Source organism: Luteolibacter sp. LG18, from assembly GCF_036322585.1.
Taxonomy (GTDB): Bacteria; Verrucomicrobiota; Verrucomicrobiia; order Verrucomicrobiales; family Akkermansiaceae; genus Luteolibacter.
Genome location: NZ_AP024600.1, coordinates 4,476,297 through 4,492,623 on the forward strand (window position 1 = coordinate 4,476,297; position 16,327 = coordinate 4,492,623).

The 16,327-nt window shown below is 65.6% G+C and carries 12 protein-coding genes; 1 reads left to right on the forward strand and 11 read right to left on the reverse strand.

Annotated elements, in window-relative coordinates:
• Nucleotides 1-3 precede the first annotated feature (3 nt).
• The 11 genes from llg_RS17675 to llg_RS17725 all read right to left on the reverse strand — a co-directional run bounded on the left by llg_RS17675 (nt 4) and on the right by llg_RS17725 (nt 14,519).
• Entirely contained in the window at nt 4-2,466 is a 2,463-nt protein-coding gene (locus llg_RS17675) for a circularly permuted type 2 ATP-grasp protein (RefSeq protein WP_338286130.1), read from the reverse strand.
• Nucleotides 2,467-2,482: 16 nt separating this feature from the next.
• Complete coding sequence (locus tag llg_RS17680) at nt 2,483-5,773, reverse strand: transglutaminase family protein (RefSeq protein WP_338286131.1); 3,291 nt, start codon at nt 5,771-5,773, stop codon at nt 2,483-2,485.
• A 43-nt stretch (nt 5,774-5,816) separates the two neighbouring features.
• A complete protein-coding gene (locus tag llg_RS17685) occupies nt 5,817-6,113 on the reverse strand; it encodes a KH domain-containing protein (protein WP_338286134.1) in 297 nt (98 codons plus the stop codon).
• Between the two features lie 103 nt (nt 6,114-6,216).
• The gene (locus tag llg_RS17690; RefSeq protein WP_338286135.1) at nt 6,217-6,540 is read right to left on the reverse strand and encodes an Hsp20/alpha crystallin family protein; all 324 of its coding nucleotides are present in this window, start codon (nt 6,538-6,540) and stop codon (nt 6,217-6,219) included.
• A complete protein-coding gene (locus llg_RS17695) occupies nt 6,537-6,899 on the reverse strand; it encodes an Hsp20/alpha crystallin family protein (RefSeq protein ID WP_338286137.1) in 363 nt (120 codons plus the stop codon). Before llg_RS17695 ends, llg_RS17690 begins: the two co-directional genes overlap by 4 nt.
• A 387-nt stretch (nt 6,900-7,286) precedes the next feature.
• Nucleotides 7,287-8,876, reverse strand: coding sequence for an Rne/Rng family ribonuclease (locus tag llg_RS17700; RefSeq protein ID WP_338286139.1), 1,590 nt, complete (start codon nt 8,874-8,876; stop codon nt 7,287-7,289).
• A gap of 45 nt (nt 8,877-8,921) precedes the next feature.
• Nucleotides 8,922-11,060 (reverse strand): penicillin-binding transpeptidase domain-containing protein, encoded by a 2,139-nt coding sequence (locus llg_RS17705; protein WP_338286140.1) that lies wholly within the window; start codon nt 11,058-11,060, stop codon nt 8,922-8,924.
• A 6-nt stretch (nt 11,061-11,066) separates the two neighbouring features.
• Nucleotides 11,067-11,657 (reverse strand): hypothetical protein, encoded by a 591-nt coding sequence (locus llg_RS17710; RefSeq protein WP_338286141.1) that lies wholly within the window; start codon nt 11,655-11,657, stop codon nt 11,067-11,069.
• Nucleotides 11,654-12,469: a rod shape-determining protein MreC gene (gene mreC / locus llg_RS17715; protein ID WP_338286142.1), complete on the reverse strand. Its 816-nt coding sequence runs from the start codon at nt 12,467-12,469 to the stop codon at nt 11,654-11,656. Before mreC ends, llg_RS17710 begins: the two co-directional genes overlap by 4 nt.
• Nucleotides 12,470-12,493: 24 nt before the next feature.
• Nucleotides 12,494-13,522 (reverse strand): rod shape-determining protein, encoded by a 1,029-nt coding sequence (locus tag llg_RS17720; RefSeq protein WP_338286143.1) that lies wholly within the window; start codon nt 13,520-13,522, stop codon nt 12,494-12,496.
• 202 nt (nt 13,523-13,724) lie between these two features.
• Nucleotides 13,725-14,519 (reverse strand): ParA family protein, encoded by a 795-nt coding sequence (locus tag llg_RS17725; protein ID WP_338286144.1) that lies wholly within the window; start codon nt 14,517-14,519, stop codon nt 13,725-13,727.
• Nucleotides 14,520-14,770: 251 nt separating this feature from the next.
• On the opposite strand from llg_RS17725, the gene llg_RS17730 reads away from it, so the two are divergent.
• Entirely contained in the window at nt 14,771-16,174 is a 1,404-nt protein-coding gene (locus llg_RS17730; protein WP_338286146.1) for an arylsulfatase, read from the forward strand.
• Nucleotides 16,175-16,327 lie beyond the last annotated feature (153 nt).

Sequence of the window (16,327 nt, forward strand, 5' to 3'; positions counted from 1 at the left end):
GGCTCAATAAACCCGGCGGACCGAGTGGCTGAAGTAATGTTGCGTGAGCAGGTCCGAAAGCTCCTCGAAGGACGAGGCGCGTTTCACGAAGCCGGCGCTGTCCGGCACCTCCGCGGAAGGACCGGAGGCCTGCACCAGGGAGGCGACGTGCTCGCGGATGCGCGGCAGCAGACCCGCATCCCGATCACCGGGCAGGGGTTGGCACTGCACCGCGAGGATCGCCGCCTGGGCCGCCGCGCTGCGCGGGTTGGTGGGATCGGCGAGCAGCAGCTCCGCCACCGACGACCAACGGGGGCGCGAGAAATGGCGGCGGCGGTAGGTCATGGTGCTGTCGCAGGTTTCCAGAAGGGGCTCGAGCGCCGGGCAATCGGCGAGCTGGGTACCGGGAGCGGAAGCGAGCAATGAGAGCACCCCGAGCGCGCGTTCGATGCGGCGGCCGATTTCCAGGAACCGCCAGCCGTGGCCGCGGGTCATGTTTTCCGCCTGCATCCCGGCGAAGGCCGCGAGGTGGAGCACCAGTGCATCGAGCGTCTGCACCAGCGCGCTCGCGGTGGGGTGCGACGCGTCCGATTGCAGCAGGTCCTCGAGGCGGTTGAACAAGCGCCAGGTGTCGTCTGAAAGGCGGTCGCGGGCCGAGGCCGCGTTCCACAGCAGCGAGCGGATCAGCGACGGCAACCCGTGCGGCGCGGAGGGGTTGTGAACGAGGCGCGCGAGCACCGGCAGCGGTTGCGGTGGCAGCGAGGTGGCCTCGGTCGGGAGGATTTCCAGGCCGCGCAGCAGGGCGAAGCAGGCATCGCGCTGGGCGCGGCGGGCGGGCGTGAGTTCGCCGCCGAGGCGCTTCACGGTCGTGCGCAGCAGGCGGGTGGCCAGCTCCAGGCGCTCGGCGTAGCGGCCGACCCAGAACAACTGCTCGGCCATGCGGCTGGGGACCTCGGCCCCGGTGGGATCGCGGGCGATCTGGTGGCCATCGAGACGGATCGTCGGCTCGTCGAGCGCGGCGGTGGTTTCGTCCGGGATCCACACGTCCTTCGCGGTTTGCTCGGTGCTGGAGTAGCCATCGAGCAGGATGCCGTTTTTCGCGACGATTCCGAGGCCGCCACGGAGACAGACCGGGCCATCGGCCGATTGCAGGCAGAACGAGCGCCAGATCACCGGGCGGGAGTGGAACTCGCCATCCTCCATCACCGGCGCGAGGCTGGGAGAAACATCGCGCTGCACCACGAAATCGTGCGGCTGCGATTCCAGCACCGAGTGCCACAGGCGGCGCGCGCTTGGAGTCAGTTCCGAGCAGCGCACCGGTTCGCCGGGACCGAAGGCGGGGAAGATGATGTAGCGCTGGAGATCGGCGAACACCTGCTGGCGGACCGGGGCCTGGCCGAGCCACCACGTTTCCACGAACGGCAGCTTCAGGTCCTCGCCGAGCCATTTCCGGCAGATGCCGGGCAGGAACGGCATCAACGCCATGGTGCCCGCGAAGGCCGTGCCGGGCGCGTTCGCCAAGGCCACGTTGCCGGAGCGCCAGACCTCGGCGAGGCCGGGCACCCCGCCACCGCCGTGTGTCCAGAACTCGAGCGGATCGACCGAATCGTCGTCGAGGCGGCAGACCAGGACGTCGACGCGGCGGAGGCCGGAGAGGGTCTTCAGGAACAGTCTCCGCTCGCGCACGGTGAGGTCCGCGGTTTCCACCAGCGGAATGCCCAGCACGCGCGCCTTGTAGGCGTGTTCGAAGTACGAGGGATGTCGGAATCCGGGCGTGAGCAGGACCACGTGCGGCGAGTCCGCACGACCGGAGGCCAGCGAGCGAAGGGTGTCGCGTTCCAACTCGAAAAACGGGGCGATGCCCGCCACGCGGCAGTCCTCGAACTCCGCCTGCAGCACGCTGGCGGTGACGCTGCGGTTCTCCAGCGTCTGGCCGAGGCCGCCGGGAATGCGGGTATGGTCCCGCAGCACCCGCCAAGCCCCCTCCGCGTTCCGGATCAGATCGAAGCCGGCCGAGGAAAGGTAGTGGCCGCCGGTCGGCACGATGCCCCGCAGGTTGGTGAGGAAATGGGGATTGGCGTGGACGAGGTCCGGCGGGATCAAGCCTTCCTCCAGCAGCCGCTGCGGGCCGTAGAGGTCGGTGAGGACCATTTCCAACAGCCGCATGCGCTGGCCGAGACCGGTGGAGACTTTCTTCCACTCCACGGGATCGACCAACAAGGGCAGGGGATCGATGCGCCACGGGCGACCGCTGCCGCCGGCATCGCTGTAGATGTTGTAGGTGGCTCCGAGGTCCTCCAGCAGGCGATCGGACGAGGCGGAGAGGCGGACACGTTCGTCCGGAGACCAGTGCTCCATCGAGCGCGCGAGCCGCTGCCAGAGCGGGCGCACCTTGCCGGTGGAGCCGGTCATTTCGTCCCACGCGCCGCCTTGACCGTGACCGGAGAGCGACGCGACGGGGAATAGATATGGGCCGGAATGCGACATGCTGGGGAAACCCGCCTCAGGGGCTCGGCGGGATCATCCGCAAATCGAGCGTGAAGGGGAAGTCCGGGCTTGCCGGGATCGGTTGGGGCCGGACCCGCCCGCCGGTGTGGCCCTCGCGGAAGAAGCGCGCCTTGCGGCGGGCCTCGGCCTCGTAAGAGTTCACCGGGAAGGTGGTGTAGTTCCGGCCGCCGGGGTGGGCGACGTGGAAGGTGCAGCCGCCCAACGAGAGCTCGTTCCAGCCATCGATCAGGTCGAACACCAGCGGCGTGTGGACGCGGATGGTGGGGTGGAGGCAGTGCGGCGGCTGCCAGGCGCGGTAGCGGATGCCGCCGACGAATTCGCCGCGGGTGCCGGTGGGATGGAGCGGGACGGCGAACCCATTGCACGCCAGTCGATGGCGTTCCCCGGTGAGGCCGCGGACCTTCACCTGGAGACGCTCCAGCGAGCTATCGACATGGCGGGCGGTGCCCCCGGCGCCACCTTCCTCGCCGAGCACGTGCCACGGTTCCATGGCCCCGCGCAGTTCCACCTCCACGCCGCCGGCCACGAAGTCGCCGATCTGCGGGAACCGGAACGCGACGTGCGGCTTGAACCAATCGCGCTCGACCGGATACCCGGCGCGCTGGAGATCCGAGATCACGTCGTGGAAATCCGTCTCGATGAAATGCGGCAGCATCCAGCGGTCGTGGAGCGTGCTGCCCCAGCGCACCAGCGGCTTCTCGTAGGGGTGTTTCCAGAACCAGGCGGTGAGCGCGCGCAGCACCAGGTGCTGGGCCATGCTCATCTCGTGGTGCGGCGGCATCTCGAAGGCCCGCATTTCCAACAAGCCGAGGCGGCCGGTGGCGGTGTCCGGGCTGAAGAGCTTGTCGATGCAGAACTCGGTGCGGTGCGTGTTCCCGGTGAGGTCGGTCAACAGGTTCCGGAACACGCGGTCCACCAGCCATGGCGGCGCGGTGTCGTGGGACTTCAGCGTGGCGAAGGCGATCTCCAGCTCGTGGATGATGTCGTGCCGCGCCTCGTCCAAGCGCGGGGCCTGCGAGGTGGGGCCGACGAACAGGCCGGAGAACAGATAGGAGAGGGACGGGTGGTGGTTCCAGTAGGTGATGAAACTGCGGAGCAGGTCCGGCCGGCGCAGGATCGGGCTGTCCGCGGGCGTGTCCCCGCCGAGGATGATGTGGTTGCCGCCGCCGGTGCCGGTGTGGCGGCCATCGAGCATGAACTTCTCGGTGACGAGGCGGGTTGCGCGGGCCTCCTCGTGGAGGATCTCGGAGTTCGAAACCAGCTCCTCCCAACTCGCGGCGGGGTGGAGGTTCACCTCGATCACGCCCGGGTCCGGGGTGACCTTGAAGTTTTGAATGCGGTGGTCGTGGGGCGGCGGCGTGCCCTCCAGCACCACCGGCATGTTCAGCCCGGCGGCGGTTTGCTCGATCACCTCGACCAGCGCGAGGAAGTCCTCGGCGTGTTTCACCGGCGGCAGGAAGATGTGCAGGCGGCCGTGGCGGGGCTCGACGCAGATGGCGGTGCGGACGATGCCCGAGGCGGATTCCTGCGGCGCGGGCTTCTTCTCCGGCTCCTCCTCGGCCACCCCAGGCACCTGCATCACGAGGTCGCGGCCGGGCAGGGGACCCTGTGGGGCCATCGGGTCCTGGGGAATGATCCAAGGGTAATCCTCCTTCTTCACCCACGGCTGCGAATCGAGCGGAAGGCGGAAACCCATCGGCGAATCGCCGGGCAGCAGGTAGAGCGTTTCATCGGGCAGGAACCACGAGCCGCTGCGCCAGCGCGAGGCTCCGTTCTCCTGGATGCGCTGGAGCGGCAGCACGTAGCCGACCACCGAGGTGGGGCCCTGCGAGAAGATGCGGGCCAGCCGCGCGCGCTCCTCGGGATCCTCGAGCCGGGATTCCAGCGGATCGACGTTCACCGGCAACCGCCGCTCCCGCCACAGCAGGTGGAAAATGTCCTCGTGCGCGGCCATCAGCATCTTCGGGTTCACGCCGAGCGCGCCCGCGAGCGCGGTGCCGAAACGTTTCGCCTCCGGACTACGATGACCATAGTCGACCCGCTCATCCGCGATCCAGCGGTCATCCTCCCAGGCGGGGACGCCGTCCTTCCGCCAGTAGCAGGCCAGCGCCCAGCGTGGCAGGGACTCGCCGGGATACCATTTCCCCTGGCCGTAGAAGAGCACGCCGCCGGGGGCGAAACGCTTGCGCAGGCGCTTGATCAGGTCGCCAGCCAACGCGCGCTTGGTGGGGCCCATCGCGGCGGTGTTCCATTCCTCGGCCTCCGGATCGTCCATCGAGACGAAGGTCGGCTCGCCGCCCATGGTCAGGCGCACGTCCATGTCCCGCAGGTCGCGGTCGACGTCGTGGCCAAGGCGCACGATGTCATCCCACTGCTCGCCGGTGTAGGGCTTGGTAGTACGGGGAGTCTCGTAGATCCGGCGCACCTCCATGACGTGCTCCATGTCCGCCTCGCACTCGTCGAGCACGCCGGTGACGGGGGCCGCGCTGGTGGGATCGGGCGAGCAGGCGAGGGGCAGGTGGCCCTCGCCCGCGAGCAGGCCGGAGGTGGGATCGAGCCCGATCCAGCCCGCGCCGGGCAGGTAGACCTCGGTCCACGCGTGGAGATCGGTGAAATCCTCGTCCGCGCCGGCGGGGCCGTCGAGCGATCGGATGTCCGGCTTGAGCTGGATCAGGTAGCCGGACACGAACCGGGCCGCGAAGCCGAGATGGCGCAGCACCTGGACCAGCACCCAGGCCGAGTCCCGGCACGATCCGGAGCCCTTCCGCAGCGTTTCCTCCGGCGCCTGCACGCCCGGCTCAAGGCGGATGGTGTAAGCGATGTCTTCCTGGAGCTCGCGGTTGATCTCGACAAGGAGGTCGATGGTCCGGCGCTCCGACCCACGGTAGCGGGCGATCCGTTTCGCGAGCAGCGGCTCCGGCTTCTCCAACAGCAGGAACGGCGCGAGCTCGTGGTTCAGCGACTTGTCATAGGCGAACGGGTGCGTTTCCGCGGCCGGTTCGAGGAAAAAGTCGAAGGGGTTCGACACCGCCATCTCCACGACCAGGTTCACCTCGATGTCGAGGCGGTCGGTTGGGTCCGGAAACACGATCCGGGCGAGGTGGTTCGATTGCGGGTCCTGCTGCCAATTGGTGAAGACCTCGCACGGCCCCACCTTGAGGCTGTAGGAAAGAACCCGCGTCCGGCAATGCGGCGCGGGCTTCAGACGGATGACATGGGGACCATGCCCGACCCACCGGTCGTAGCGATAGCTGGTGCGATGGTGGAGGGCGACGTGGATGGACATGGCGGGTGACTTCTGTTTGAGCAACCGTCATGCCAGAGCCTTCTCAATGACCGTCTCCGCGTGCCATCATCTCCGCTTCCTCTTCATGGGAGTGGATCTGAAGGCTGGCGTGGACGCCCTCGCGGTCTGCGGCGGCTTTCATCACGCTGCGGATGGCGGAGGCGGTGAAACCATTCCGGCCGATCAACAGGGCCACGTCAGTCTGGGTCAGCACCAGCTTGAAGCGCAGCTTCTTCGGTGCCAGTTCCGTGACCTTGAGCTGGGCTTGCGCCGGGTGCTCGATGAACTGCACGGCCACGTACTGGAGAAAGCCGCGCAATTTTTCCGTGATGACCTGCATGGCATCATGATGCAGGCGGAGCCCTGATCCTGCAAGGCGAAGGTGAAAGATTGGCGTGGCGACAAACCGCGCCACGCCAATCCCCCAGCCAACCCACTCTCTATCAGGAAATCGGGATCGAACGCGGAAGCGCCTCCTCGCGGAGCGGGATGAGCGCCTCCAACACGCCGTTCTCATGCCTCGCCTCGATCCGGTCGCCATCGAGCCTGCGCTCGAGGGGACTGGTCAGGCGATAGAGGGTGTCGGTACCCGCGCGTGGGGCCTCCAGGTCCAGCACGCCCTCGCGGACGGTGAGCTTCAGGTCCTCGCGGCGGACGCCGGGGAGGGCGACGCTGAGGTGGACCCCGCGCTCGTCCTCCCGCACCTGGAAGGCGGGGCGGATGTTGCGGGTGCGGGTGGCTTCGGCGGTGGAAACTTCGGTGCTCATTGGATGTCGATGGTGCGGGGTTCGTCCGAGGCGGCCTGGCGCTTCGGTAGGGTGAGTTCGAAAAGGCCGTTTTCGAGGCGGGCGGAGAGCTTCTCCGCATCGATGTCCGGCCCGACCCGCCAGGAGCGGGTGGCCTCGCTGACAAAGGCGCGGGGTTCCGCCGGGGTGACGGTGAGGGTCAGGACGCGGTCCTTGAATTCGAGCTTCAGCTCCTCCTTGCGGAGGCCGGGGAGATCGATGGAAAGGACGAAGGACTCGGGCGTTTCGGCGATGGATTCACGGAACCCGGAGGTGCGGGAACCATCGGCACGGCTGCGCCGGTCCGAGACGCGATAGCTGCAATAGGAGGGTCGGTTCATGAGGTTTCAGATGTTCGAAACCTGGTATTGCAGGAGGCATGCTAGACCCGGAGATCCGATTGTATTACATTCAAAATCAATGAAATACATCAATGTTGCTCCGGCTTCCCCACCTGAAATCACCCGCCAATTGATACAACTTGTCGCACGGGATACCGGAACGACGCGGCCATTTTGACCGAGCGAGGTAGCTGAAAGCTCCGCTTTCAGAATGTAGGGGGAAGCTCCAGCTTTCCCTCTTCGGGGGAGGACGTCGTTCGGCTCAACCCGGCCACCGCCAACGGAGCAGGCGGAGACGATTCGAAAGCGGAGCTTTCGACCACAACGCGAAAACGCCCGCGGGAATCTCTCCCCGCGGGCGTTGGCTGAAGGTGTTGGAACCGGTGCTCAGTTCTGTTCGATCGCGCGGTCCGTGGCCGCGTCGATGATCGCGAAGCGCTCGCGGTGGAGCGACGGATCGGAGCGGAAGATCAGGCGGCCGGAGTGCTGGCGCTCGATGTCCACCAGCAGGTGGCTGTCCTCGGTCTTGAAGCGGTTCAGCACGTCGGCGTTCACCACCACCACGATGTCGCCGAGCGACTCACGGTGCTTCTGGATCACCGAGTTCAGCTTGCGCTGGATCTCCACCGACATGGTCATGGTGGTCTTCACGCGGCCGCGGCCCTGGCAATACGGGCAGGGTTCGAACATGGTCTCGCGCAGCGACTCGTTGAGGCGCTGGCGGGTCATTTCCATGAGGCCGATCGGGGAAATCTGGAGGACCTGGGTCTTCGCCTTGTCCTTCTTCAGGCGGTCCTTCATCGCCTTGTAAACCGCCTGCTGGTCCTTGCGGTGGCGCATGTCGATGAAGTCGACCACCACCAGGCCGCCGATGTTGCGGAGGCGGAGCTGGCGGGCCACCTCGACGGCGGCCTCGACGTTGGTCTCGAGGATCATCTTGTCCACGTCCTTCGAGCCGCGGTTGCGGCCGGTGTTGACGTCGATCGAGATGAGGGCCTCGGTTTCATCGATCACAATGTAGCCGCCGCAGGGCAGCCAGACCTGGCGCGAGAAGGCCTCGTCGATCTGCTTCTGGATGCCGACCTTTTCGAAGATCGGGGTGGGGGCGGCGGCCAGGTGATGGATGCGGCGCTTGGCGCGGCGGGAAATCTTGCCGGCAATCTCGCGGATCTTCTCGGTGGTGGCGAGGTCGTCGCAGAGCACCTGCTCCACCTCGTCGGTGAGGAAGTCGCGGGCCGTGCTCTCGATCAAGCCGGGCTCCTGGTAGGTGCAGACCGGGGCCGGGTGGCTGTCCCGCTTCTCCTCGACTTCCTGCCACTGCTCCAGGAGCATGGCGAGGTCACGGACGAAATGGCGGGCGCGGGTGCCCTGGGCGACCGTTCGCATGATGATGCCCATGCCTTCCGGCACGGACAGCTTCTGCACGATCTTGCGCAGGCGCTGGCGCTCCTTCGGGTCCTCAATCTTGCGGGAGATACCGAATTGCTCGGTGTAGGGCATGAGCACCAGGTAGCGGCCGGCCAACGAGATGTTGGTGGTCACGCGCGGGCCCTTGGTGCCGATCGGCCCCTTGGACACCTGGATCATGATCTCGGAGCCCACCGGATAGATGTCCGGGATGTCCTTCGAGGTGATCTTTTTCTGCTGCTTCTTCGGGCGGCCTTCGCGCTCGATCTCCTCAAGACCGGCGTCGAGGGCGGCGGGAATGGCATCCCAGAAGTGAAGGAAGGCGTTCTTGTCCTGGCCGATGTCGACGAACATGGCCTTGAGGCCCGGTTCGATGTTTTTGACGCGGCCTTTGAAGATGCTGCCAACGATGTTCTGGTCGCCTTCGCGCTCGACGGTATATTCCTCGAGGATACCGTTTTCAAGGAGCGCAACCCGGCGCTCAAGGCGCTCGATGTTGATGATCAGGCTGTTTCCCTGCGTCGGATCGGGCTTGCCGATGCCTAGCATTCGTTTGATACGTTGAATCATTTGGGTGTGGATGGAAAGTAGTTTCATGGTGTCCGCGGGGTCGGGTCAGCGGACCGGGATGGCCTTCGGGATGGTGCCCTCCTCGTCGACGCCGGGGTCGATGGTCGGAATCGGGGTCGGAATGGTTTTCTCGGGCTCGACCGGGACCGGGGCGGTGGCGTCGTCGCCCATCACCTCGTCACCGGTGTCGTCCCCGGCGGTGTCGTTCGGATCGGCCGGCGGCACGTCCTCGAGCGCGGCGATGCTCTCGATCGCCTTCATGTGGCCGCCGTATTCCTTTTGGACGGCGAGCGGGAGCTTGGTGCCGCGGTCCTTGCCGATGATGCCGCGGATGATGTGCTGCACGAGCGGGCCGGCGGTGTGGCCGCCGGAGCCACCGTCCTGGACCATGACGACCACGGCGTACTTCGGCTTCTCGAAGGGGGCGAAGGCGACGGTCCAGCAGTCGTGGGTCTTGAGCAGCAGGTTGACCTGGGCCGTGCCGGTTTTGGCGCCGATCTGGATATCCGGGAGCTTCACGGCGGAAGCGGTGCCACCTTCGTTCACGGCCATCCACATGCCCTTGCGGATCGTCACCAGGTCGGAGTCCTTGATGCCTTCCCGCAGGAGGTCCACCTCGAGCTTCGGTTTGTCCGGGATGACGGTGGAGCCGTCCATGGCGACCACCTTCTTGATGATACGGGGTTGATAGTACTTCCCGCCATTGGCGATGGCGGTGACCATCGAGCAAAGCTGGAGCGGGGTGGCGAGCACGCTCTGGCCGATCGAGAACAGGGCCACATCGTGCGGGGTGGGGGTGGCGCCGGGGTGGGAGGCGCGCCACTGGCGGTTGCCAAGCACCACGCCGCCGGCCTCGCTGGGCAGGTCGATGCCGGTCGGTTTGCCGAAGCCGAGCATCGTGAAGCCGTCGGTCATCGCCTTCGGGCCGATGGTGTTGGCGAGCTTGTTGAAATACGGGTTGCAGGAGTTCTTGATCGCCACCGGCAGCGTTTCAGAGCCGTGGGAGCCGCGGCTCTTGTTCCAGATCCAGCAGCCGACCGAGGCATTGCCGTATTGAACCACGCCATCGCAGGAAAACACGCGGTTCGACTGGCCCTTGAGCGCGCCGCTGAGCGCGGTGCCGAGCTTGAAAGTCGATCCCGGCACGAAGTTCGAGATGCACCGGTTCATCAGCGGTTTGGCCGTGTTCTTGTTGTAAGCCAGCCACTTCGCGCCATCGATCTTCGGGATGAACTCGTTCGGATCGTAGTCCGGCACCGAGGCCATCGCCAGCACCTCGCCGGTTTCCACGTCCATCACCACCGCGGCCGCGCGGCCGGCATGGCGCAGGGTGTCCTCCGCCAGGTATTGGATGCGGGCATCGAGCGTGAGTTCCACCTTGGCTCCCGTACCGGGGCGGACGTAGCCGACCATGCCGCGGATCGCACCCTTCTCGTCCTTCAGCATCTCGCGGGTGCCCTCGGGACCGCGCAGGTACTGGTCCATCGTCGACTCCACGCCCGCGATGCCCTTGGCCTCACCGATATAGTGGTCGTATTTCCGGTCCGCGCCCTCCGGGATATCGCCCTTTTCCCAGCCCTTCAGGTAGCCCAGCACGTGGGAACCGAGGCTGCCGTAGGGATACTGGCGCTGGGAGTTGAGGCTCAGGGAGACCCCCGGCAGCTCGAGGTTGTGCTCGGCGAACTTCGCGAACTCCTCGTAGGTGAGGTCGGCGCGGTAGGTGAAGGGCACCAGCCCGTGGTGGGTCAGGTAGTGGGCCCGCAGCGCCTTGGCGCTGAAATTCTTCGCCAGCCCGAGGTTCTGGAGCGGCGGGATCACCGTTTCCATCACGATGCCCACGATGTCGCGCTCGGTGCGCTTGCGGAGCATGCCGTGCTCCATGGTCACGCGCTCCAGTTCGGGGCGGTCGGTGTGCTGGCGGCGGTAGGCGGCGTCGATCTCGGCGAGGTTGAAGGTGACCTCGTAGTCGCGGACGTTTTTCGCCAGCGTGATGCCGTTGCGGTCGGTGATCTCGCCGCGGGTGCCGGGTTCGCGGATGGTCACCTTGGTGTCGCCGGGGACCAGTCCCAGGAACTTGTCGCGGCGCACGATCTGGAAGTCATGGAGACGCATCAACAACGCCCCGAAGCCCACCAGGACGGCGGCGGTCAGGAGATAAAGCCGGAAACGATAGCGGGGTTCCATGACGGGTCAGGAATAGCGTTTGCGGTTGCGACGCTTGATGCCATCGAAGCGGATCGTGTGCTGGCACCAGTTCGCGATGTGGAACAACAGCCAGAATACCAGCGGGGAGAGGAGCATCGTCAACAGCGCGTTGAACGCCATGTTCATCAGCGTGGCGTGGGTGAGCACGGGACCGCCGCGGACGAAGGTGATCAGGGAATACTCCGCCGCCAGGTAGAGGAAGATAGCGATGCCGGAAAGCAGGGCGGAGAACTGCCACTTGCCCTGGCGGAACAGCGGCTGGATGCCCTGCATCAGGTAACCCATCGCCCCGAACAGCAGGATCGAGTAGCCGAAATGCAGCGCCTCCACCGGCTGATTGTAGATCTCCGGGTCTCCACCCGCAGGTCCCAGCGTGTTCTGGGCGTCCCACAGGAAACCGCCGAGGAAGGCCAGCACCAGCATGGTGGGCGTGCCGACGGTGACCGCGGCGCAGAGGAACACGAGCTGGACCAGCAGGATACGCGCGTTGTGCAGGCCGGTGAAGGCCGGCAGGAACTGCTGCAGCACGAAGGCGGCCAGAACCAGGAGAATGGTGATGAGGGTGTAGCGGATCACGGTTTCTTGTCGGCTTTGAGCAGCACGACAAAGACTGTTTCCAGATCCGCGAAGTTCACCGAGGGACGGACGAGAGCTTCGGAATCCAGAGAGCCTTTTTCGACGGACTCGACGGTTCCCAAAAGGATATTGGCCGGGAACAAGCCGCCCCGGCCGGTGGTGAAGACGCGCTGACCCTTCTTGATCGTCGCATCCTTGGATAAAAAGCGTAGCCGCAGCAAGGGTGTGCCTTCGAATTGTCCGCGCTGGCCGCTCAAGATCCCCACCTCCGGGGTTCCCTCGACCTTCGCGGACACCTGGCACTTCTCATCGGTCAGCAGCACCACGCTGGCGCGGTCCTGGCGGACGAGGTCCACCTTGCCGACGAGTCCTTCGTTGGAAAGCACCGGGAGCTGGGGCCCGATCTTGGAATCCTCCCCGCGGTCGATCTCCACCGTCTGCCACCAGGTGGTGGGCTGACGGCGGGTGATACGGGCGGCCACCACGTCGAACTTCGTGGCGGCGGTGAATTTCACGGCGTCCCGCAGGTTGGCGTTTTCCTTCTCCAGGTCGCGGAACCGGCCCTCGATGATTTCCAGCCGCCCGACCTTCTTTTCCGCTTCCTGCAGCCGGATCTCCAGTTCCTTCGAGTGCTGGGTCTCCTGCGTCATGGCGCGCGCCTTCGTCTCCAGCGTGGAGCCGGATTTCAAGAACGGCGAGATCGCGGAGTAATACCCCGTCTGGATCTCGCGCACGGCGTTTTCATTCCGGGTGAGAGCCCACACGGCCCCTCCCAGGAACAGCAACAACGCGATCAGGTTTTGCGGCTTCATGGCCAGTCAGCCTGCCGGCTCGGTTCAGCGGTCGGTGTTGGTCACCCGCTTCAGGAACGAGAGCTCCTGAAGGGCCTTGCCCGTGCCTTCGGCCACGGCGCTGAGCGGATCCTCCGCGATGTGAACCGGAAGGCCGGTCTCCTCGCGCAGCAGGCGGTCCAGGCCCTTGAGCAGGGCTCCGCCACCGGCCAGCACGATGCCGCGGTCCACGAGGTCCGCCGCGAGTTCCGGGGGACAACGCTCCAGGGTGGTGCGGACAGCGTCCACGATCGTGTTGAGAGGATCGGACATGGCCTCGCGGATTTCCTGCGAGGTGATGGTGATGGTTTTCGGTAGACCGGCGACGAGGTCGCGGCCCTTGACCTCCATGGTCATTTCCTTCGGCAGCGGCGCGGCCGAGCCGAGGCGGATCTTGATCTCCTCCGCGGTGCGCTCACCGATCATGAGGTTGTAGGCCCGCTTCATGTAGTTGATGATCGCCTCGTCCAGCTCATCGCCGGCGGTGCGGACGGAGCGGGCGTAAACGATGCCGGAAAGTGAAATGAGCGCCACCTCCGTGGTGCCGCCGCCGATGTCCACGATCATGTTGCCGGAGGCATCCTGCACCGGCAGGCCCACGCCGATCGCGGCCGCCATCGGTTCTTCGATCAGGTAGACCTCACGGGCACCCGCCTGCTCGGCGGACTCGCGCACCGCGCGGCGCTCCACCTCCGTGATGCCGGAGGGAATGGCGATCAGCACCCGCGGGTTCGACCGGCGGCGCGGATTCACCTTGCGGATGAAGTGGCGGAGCATGGCCTCCGTCACCTCGAAGTCGGCGATCACGCCATCCTTCAGCGGGCGGATCGCCACGATGTTGCCCGGCGTGCGCCCGAGCATGCGCTTGGCATCGTCGCCGACGGCGAGCACCTCGTTGGTGCCGGCCTTCACCGCGACCACCGACGGCTCGCGCAGCACGATGCCGTGGTCCTTGACATTGACGAGAGTGTTCGCGGTGCCGAGATCGATGCCGATGTCGTTGGAAAACCAGTTTCCGAAAAACTTTTTGAACATGGATGAGATGGGAAAATCAACGTGGTGCCTGATCGAACGGGTCCGAGGGGCGCTTGGGCAGCCGGATTGCGTGAGCCGGTGACAACCAAGGAGTTGGACGGAACCCCGCCGAAAGAGGCGGAAGTGTTGACAGCCCCCTGTGACAGGTCAAGCGGGAACGGTGTTCCACGCTTGTATTCTCAATGTTCCACGCGTTAGGGCCTCAGGACGCGGCGACCGCCGCCGCCTTGCCCGCGCGCCGGGCCAGGAACTCGTCCGCCAGCGCGCCATAGGCATTCGAGCCCGGGCCCACCGGATCGTGCTCGAAAATCGACTTCCCGTGGCTCGGTGCCTCCCCGATGCGGATGGTCCGCGGGATCACCGATTGATAGATTTGATCAGGGAAAAACTTCGAGACTTCCTCCACCACCTGGCGGGACAGCAGCGTGCGGCCATCGTACATCGTCATGACGATGCCTTCCAGGGTCAGCTCGTCATTCGCACCCGAGCCGCGGATCTGCTCCAGCACGTGCACGATCTTCGCAAGCCCTTCCAGACCAAACCATTCGCACTGCAGCGGGATGACGATTTCATCCGAGGCTGCGAGCGCGGAAGTCATCAGCACGCCTAGTGATGGGGGAGTGTCGAGGATGCAGTATTCAAACAGATCGTTCGGCTTCAGTCCCTGCAGGATGTTTCGCAGGCGGGTGAGGTGGTCCTCGGCGCGGGCGAGCTCGATTTCGACCCCCGCGAGGTCCATTTCCGACGGCACGATCGAGAGATTCTCGCGACCGGTCGGCAGCAACTGCTCAAACACCGTGCGCTCGCCGATCAACACCGGATACATGCTGCCGCCTTCCGGAACCTCGATGCCAAGACCGCTGGTGCAGTTCGCCTGCGGATCGAGGTCCACCAGCAGCACGCGCTGGCCACGCAGCGCGAGCGCGGCGGAGAGGTTCAGGGCGGTGGTCGTTTTACCGACGCCACCTTTTTGGTTGGCAATGGCGATGACTTTCATGCGGCAAGCTGGACCGACGGAACAAGCAGTGTTCCCGCCAAGCCCTCCGCTGGCAACCAAAACCAACCGGAGCCCCTCAACTCCCGCTCCACACGACCCCAAAGGTGCGATGGGAAACATTGCCCATGGTGAACCGCCCGTGTTCCCCGTATCAAGGAGGCGCGGCGGTTTCCCCTGAAATCCGACATCCGGCTACAACCGTCTCGCTCCGGCAGGGTTTCCTGTGGGAACCTTTGTCTTCTGTTTGTCCTATGCGCCTGATCTTCCATCTCCTCGCCCTGTTGTCCCTGGCCGTCCCCGGCGTCCGCGCCGCCGATGCTCCGGAGGCCAGGAAGCCCAACATCGTGTTCTTTCTCATCGATGACCTCGGTTATGCCGACTGCGGGTTCAATGGCGGCAAGGACATCAAGACCCCGAACATCGACAAACTGGCCCAAGGAGGGACGATCCTCGATTCACTCTACGTCCAGCCCGTGTGTTCTCCCACCCGCGCCGCACTGATGACCGGCCGCTACCCGACCCGCACGGGCGTTTACACCATCGTCAAACCGCACGCCGCCTGGGGGCTGCCGCTCGGCGAGCGCACGCTCGCGAACGCCCTGCGCGACGCTGGCTACGAAACCGCCATCACCGGCAAGTGGCACCTCGGCGAGTTCGATCCGAAATATGTGCCCACCGCCCGCGGCTTCGACCACCAGTATGGCCACTATTTCGGCGCTATCGATTACTTCACCCACACGCGTGGCAAGTCGGAGGACTGGTACCGCGATGGCAAGCCGCTGAAGGAGGAGGGTTACAGCACAAAGCTCGTTTCGAACGAGGCCTGCCGCCTCATCGCGGAAAAGGACAAGGCGAAGCCGCTGTTCCTCTACGTGCCCTTCAATGGCGTCCACTCGCCGATGCAGGCGCCGGAGGAGTATTTGAAACCCTATGCCGATCTGAAGGGCGGCCGCCAGAAGCTCGCGGGCATGCTTTCCGCGGTGGATGACGGGATCGGCCGGATCGTGGCGGCGCTGGAGAAAGCCGGGCTGCGCGACAACACGCTCATCGTCTTCTCCACCGACAACGGCGGCCCGCGTCCCGGGCTCAATACCCCGCTGCGCGCGGGGAAGGGCACGATCTACGAAGGTGGCGTGCGCGGCTGCGGTTTCGTGAACTGGCCCGGCCATGTGGCCGTGAACGCACACCTGAAGGAGCCAATGCATACGGTCGACTGGTATCCCACGCTGGTCACCCTTGCGGGTGGTTCGCTCGAGCAGAAGACGCCGCTCGATGGACGAGACGTGTGGCTGATGCTCACGAAGGGGGCGCCCTCGCCGCACGATGCGATTCTTTCCGTCGGTCGCCCCGGCCGTGCCGCGGTGCGGATGGGGGATTGGAAGCTGTTGATGAATGCCAGCGAGGTCGATGATGAGGAGGCCGGTGCCGCCGCCAAGCCGGAGGGGAAGGCAAAGGGGAAGAAGGGGCTCGTGGAGAGCCAGGCGATCGAACTCTACAACCTCGCCAACGACATCGGGGAAAAGACCAATCTCGCCGACAAGGAGCCCGAGCGTGTGGCGAAGATGCGTGCGAAGCTCGCCGAACTGCTCAAAGGAGCCGTGCCTCCCGGCAACCTGAACCACGAAGGCTCCGGTGCGGCCGGGAAGGAGGATTGAGGATGGCTCTCCACATCCCTGAGCCACTCCACCTCCGGTCGATTCCGTAACCATCTCCGCCACGCTCCATGCCGGGCACCGGCTTTCCCATGAGCTCTCTGATCCACCTCGCCGCCCTGGAAACCGTGCTTTCCCCGTCGCGCTGCGGCCACT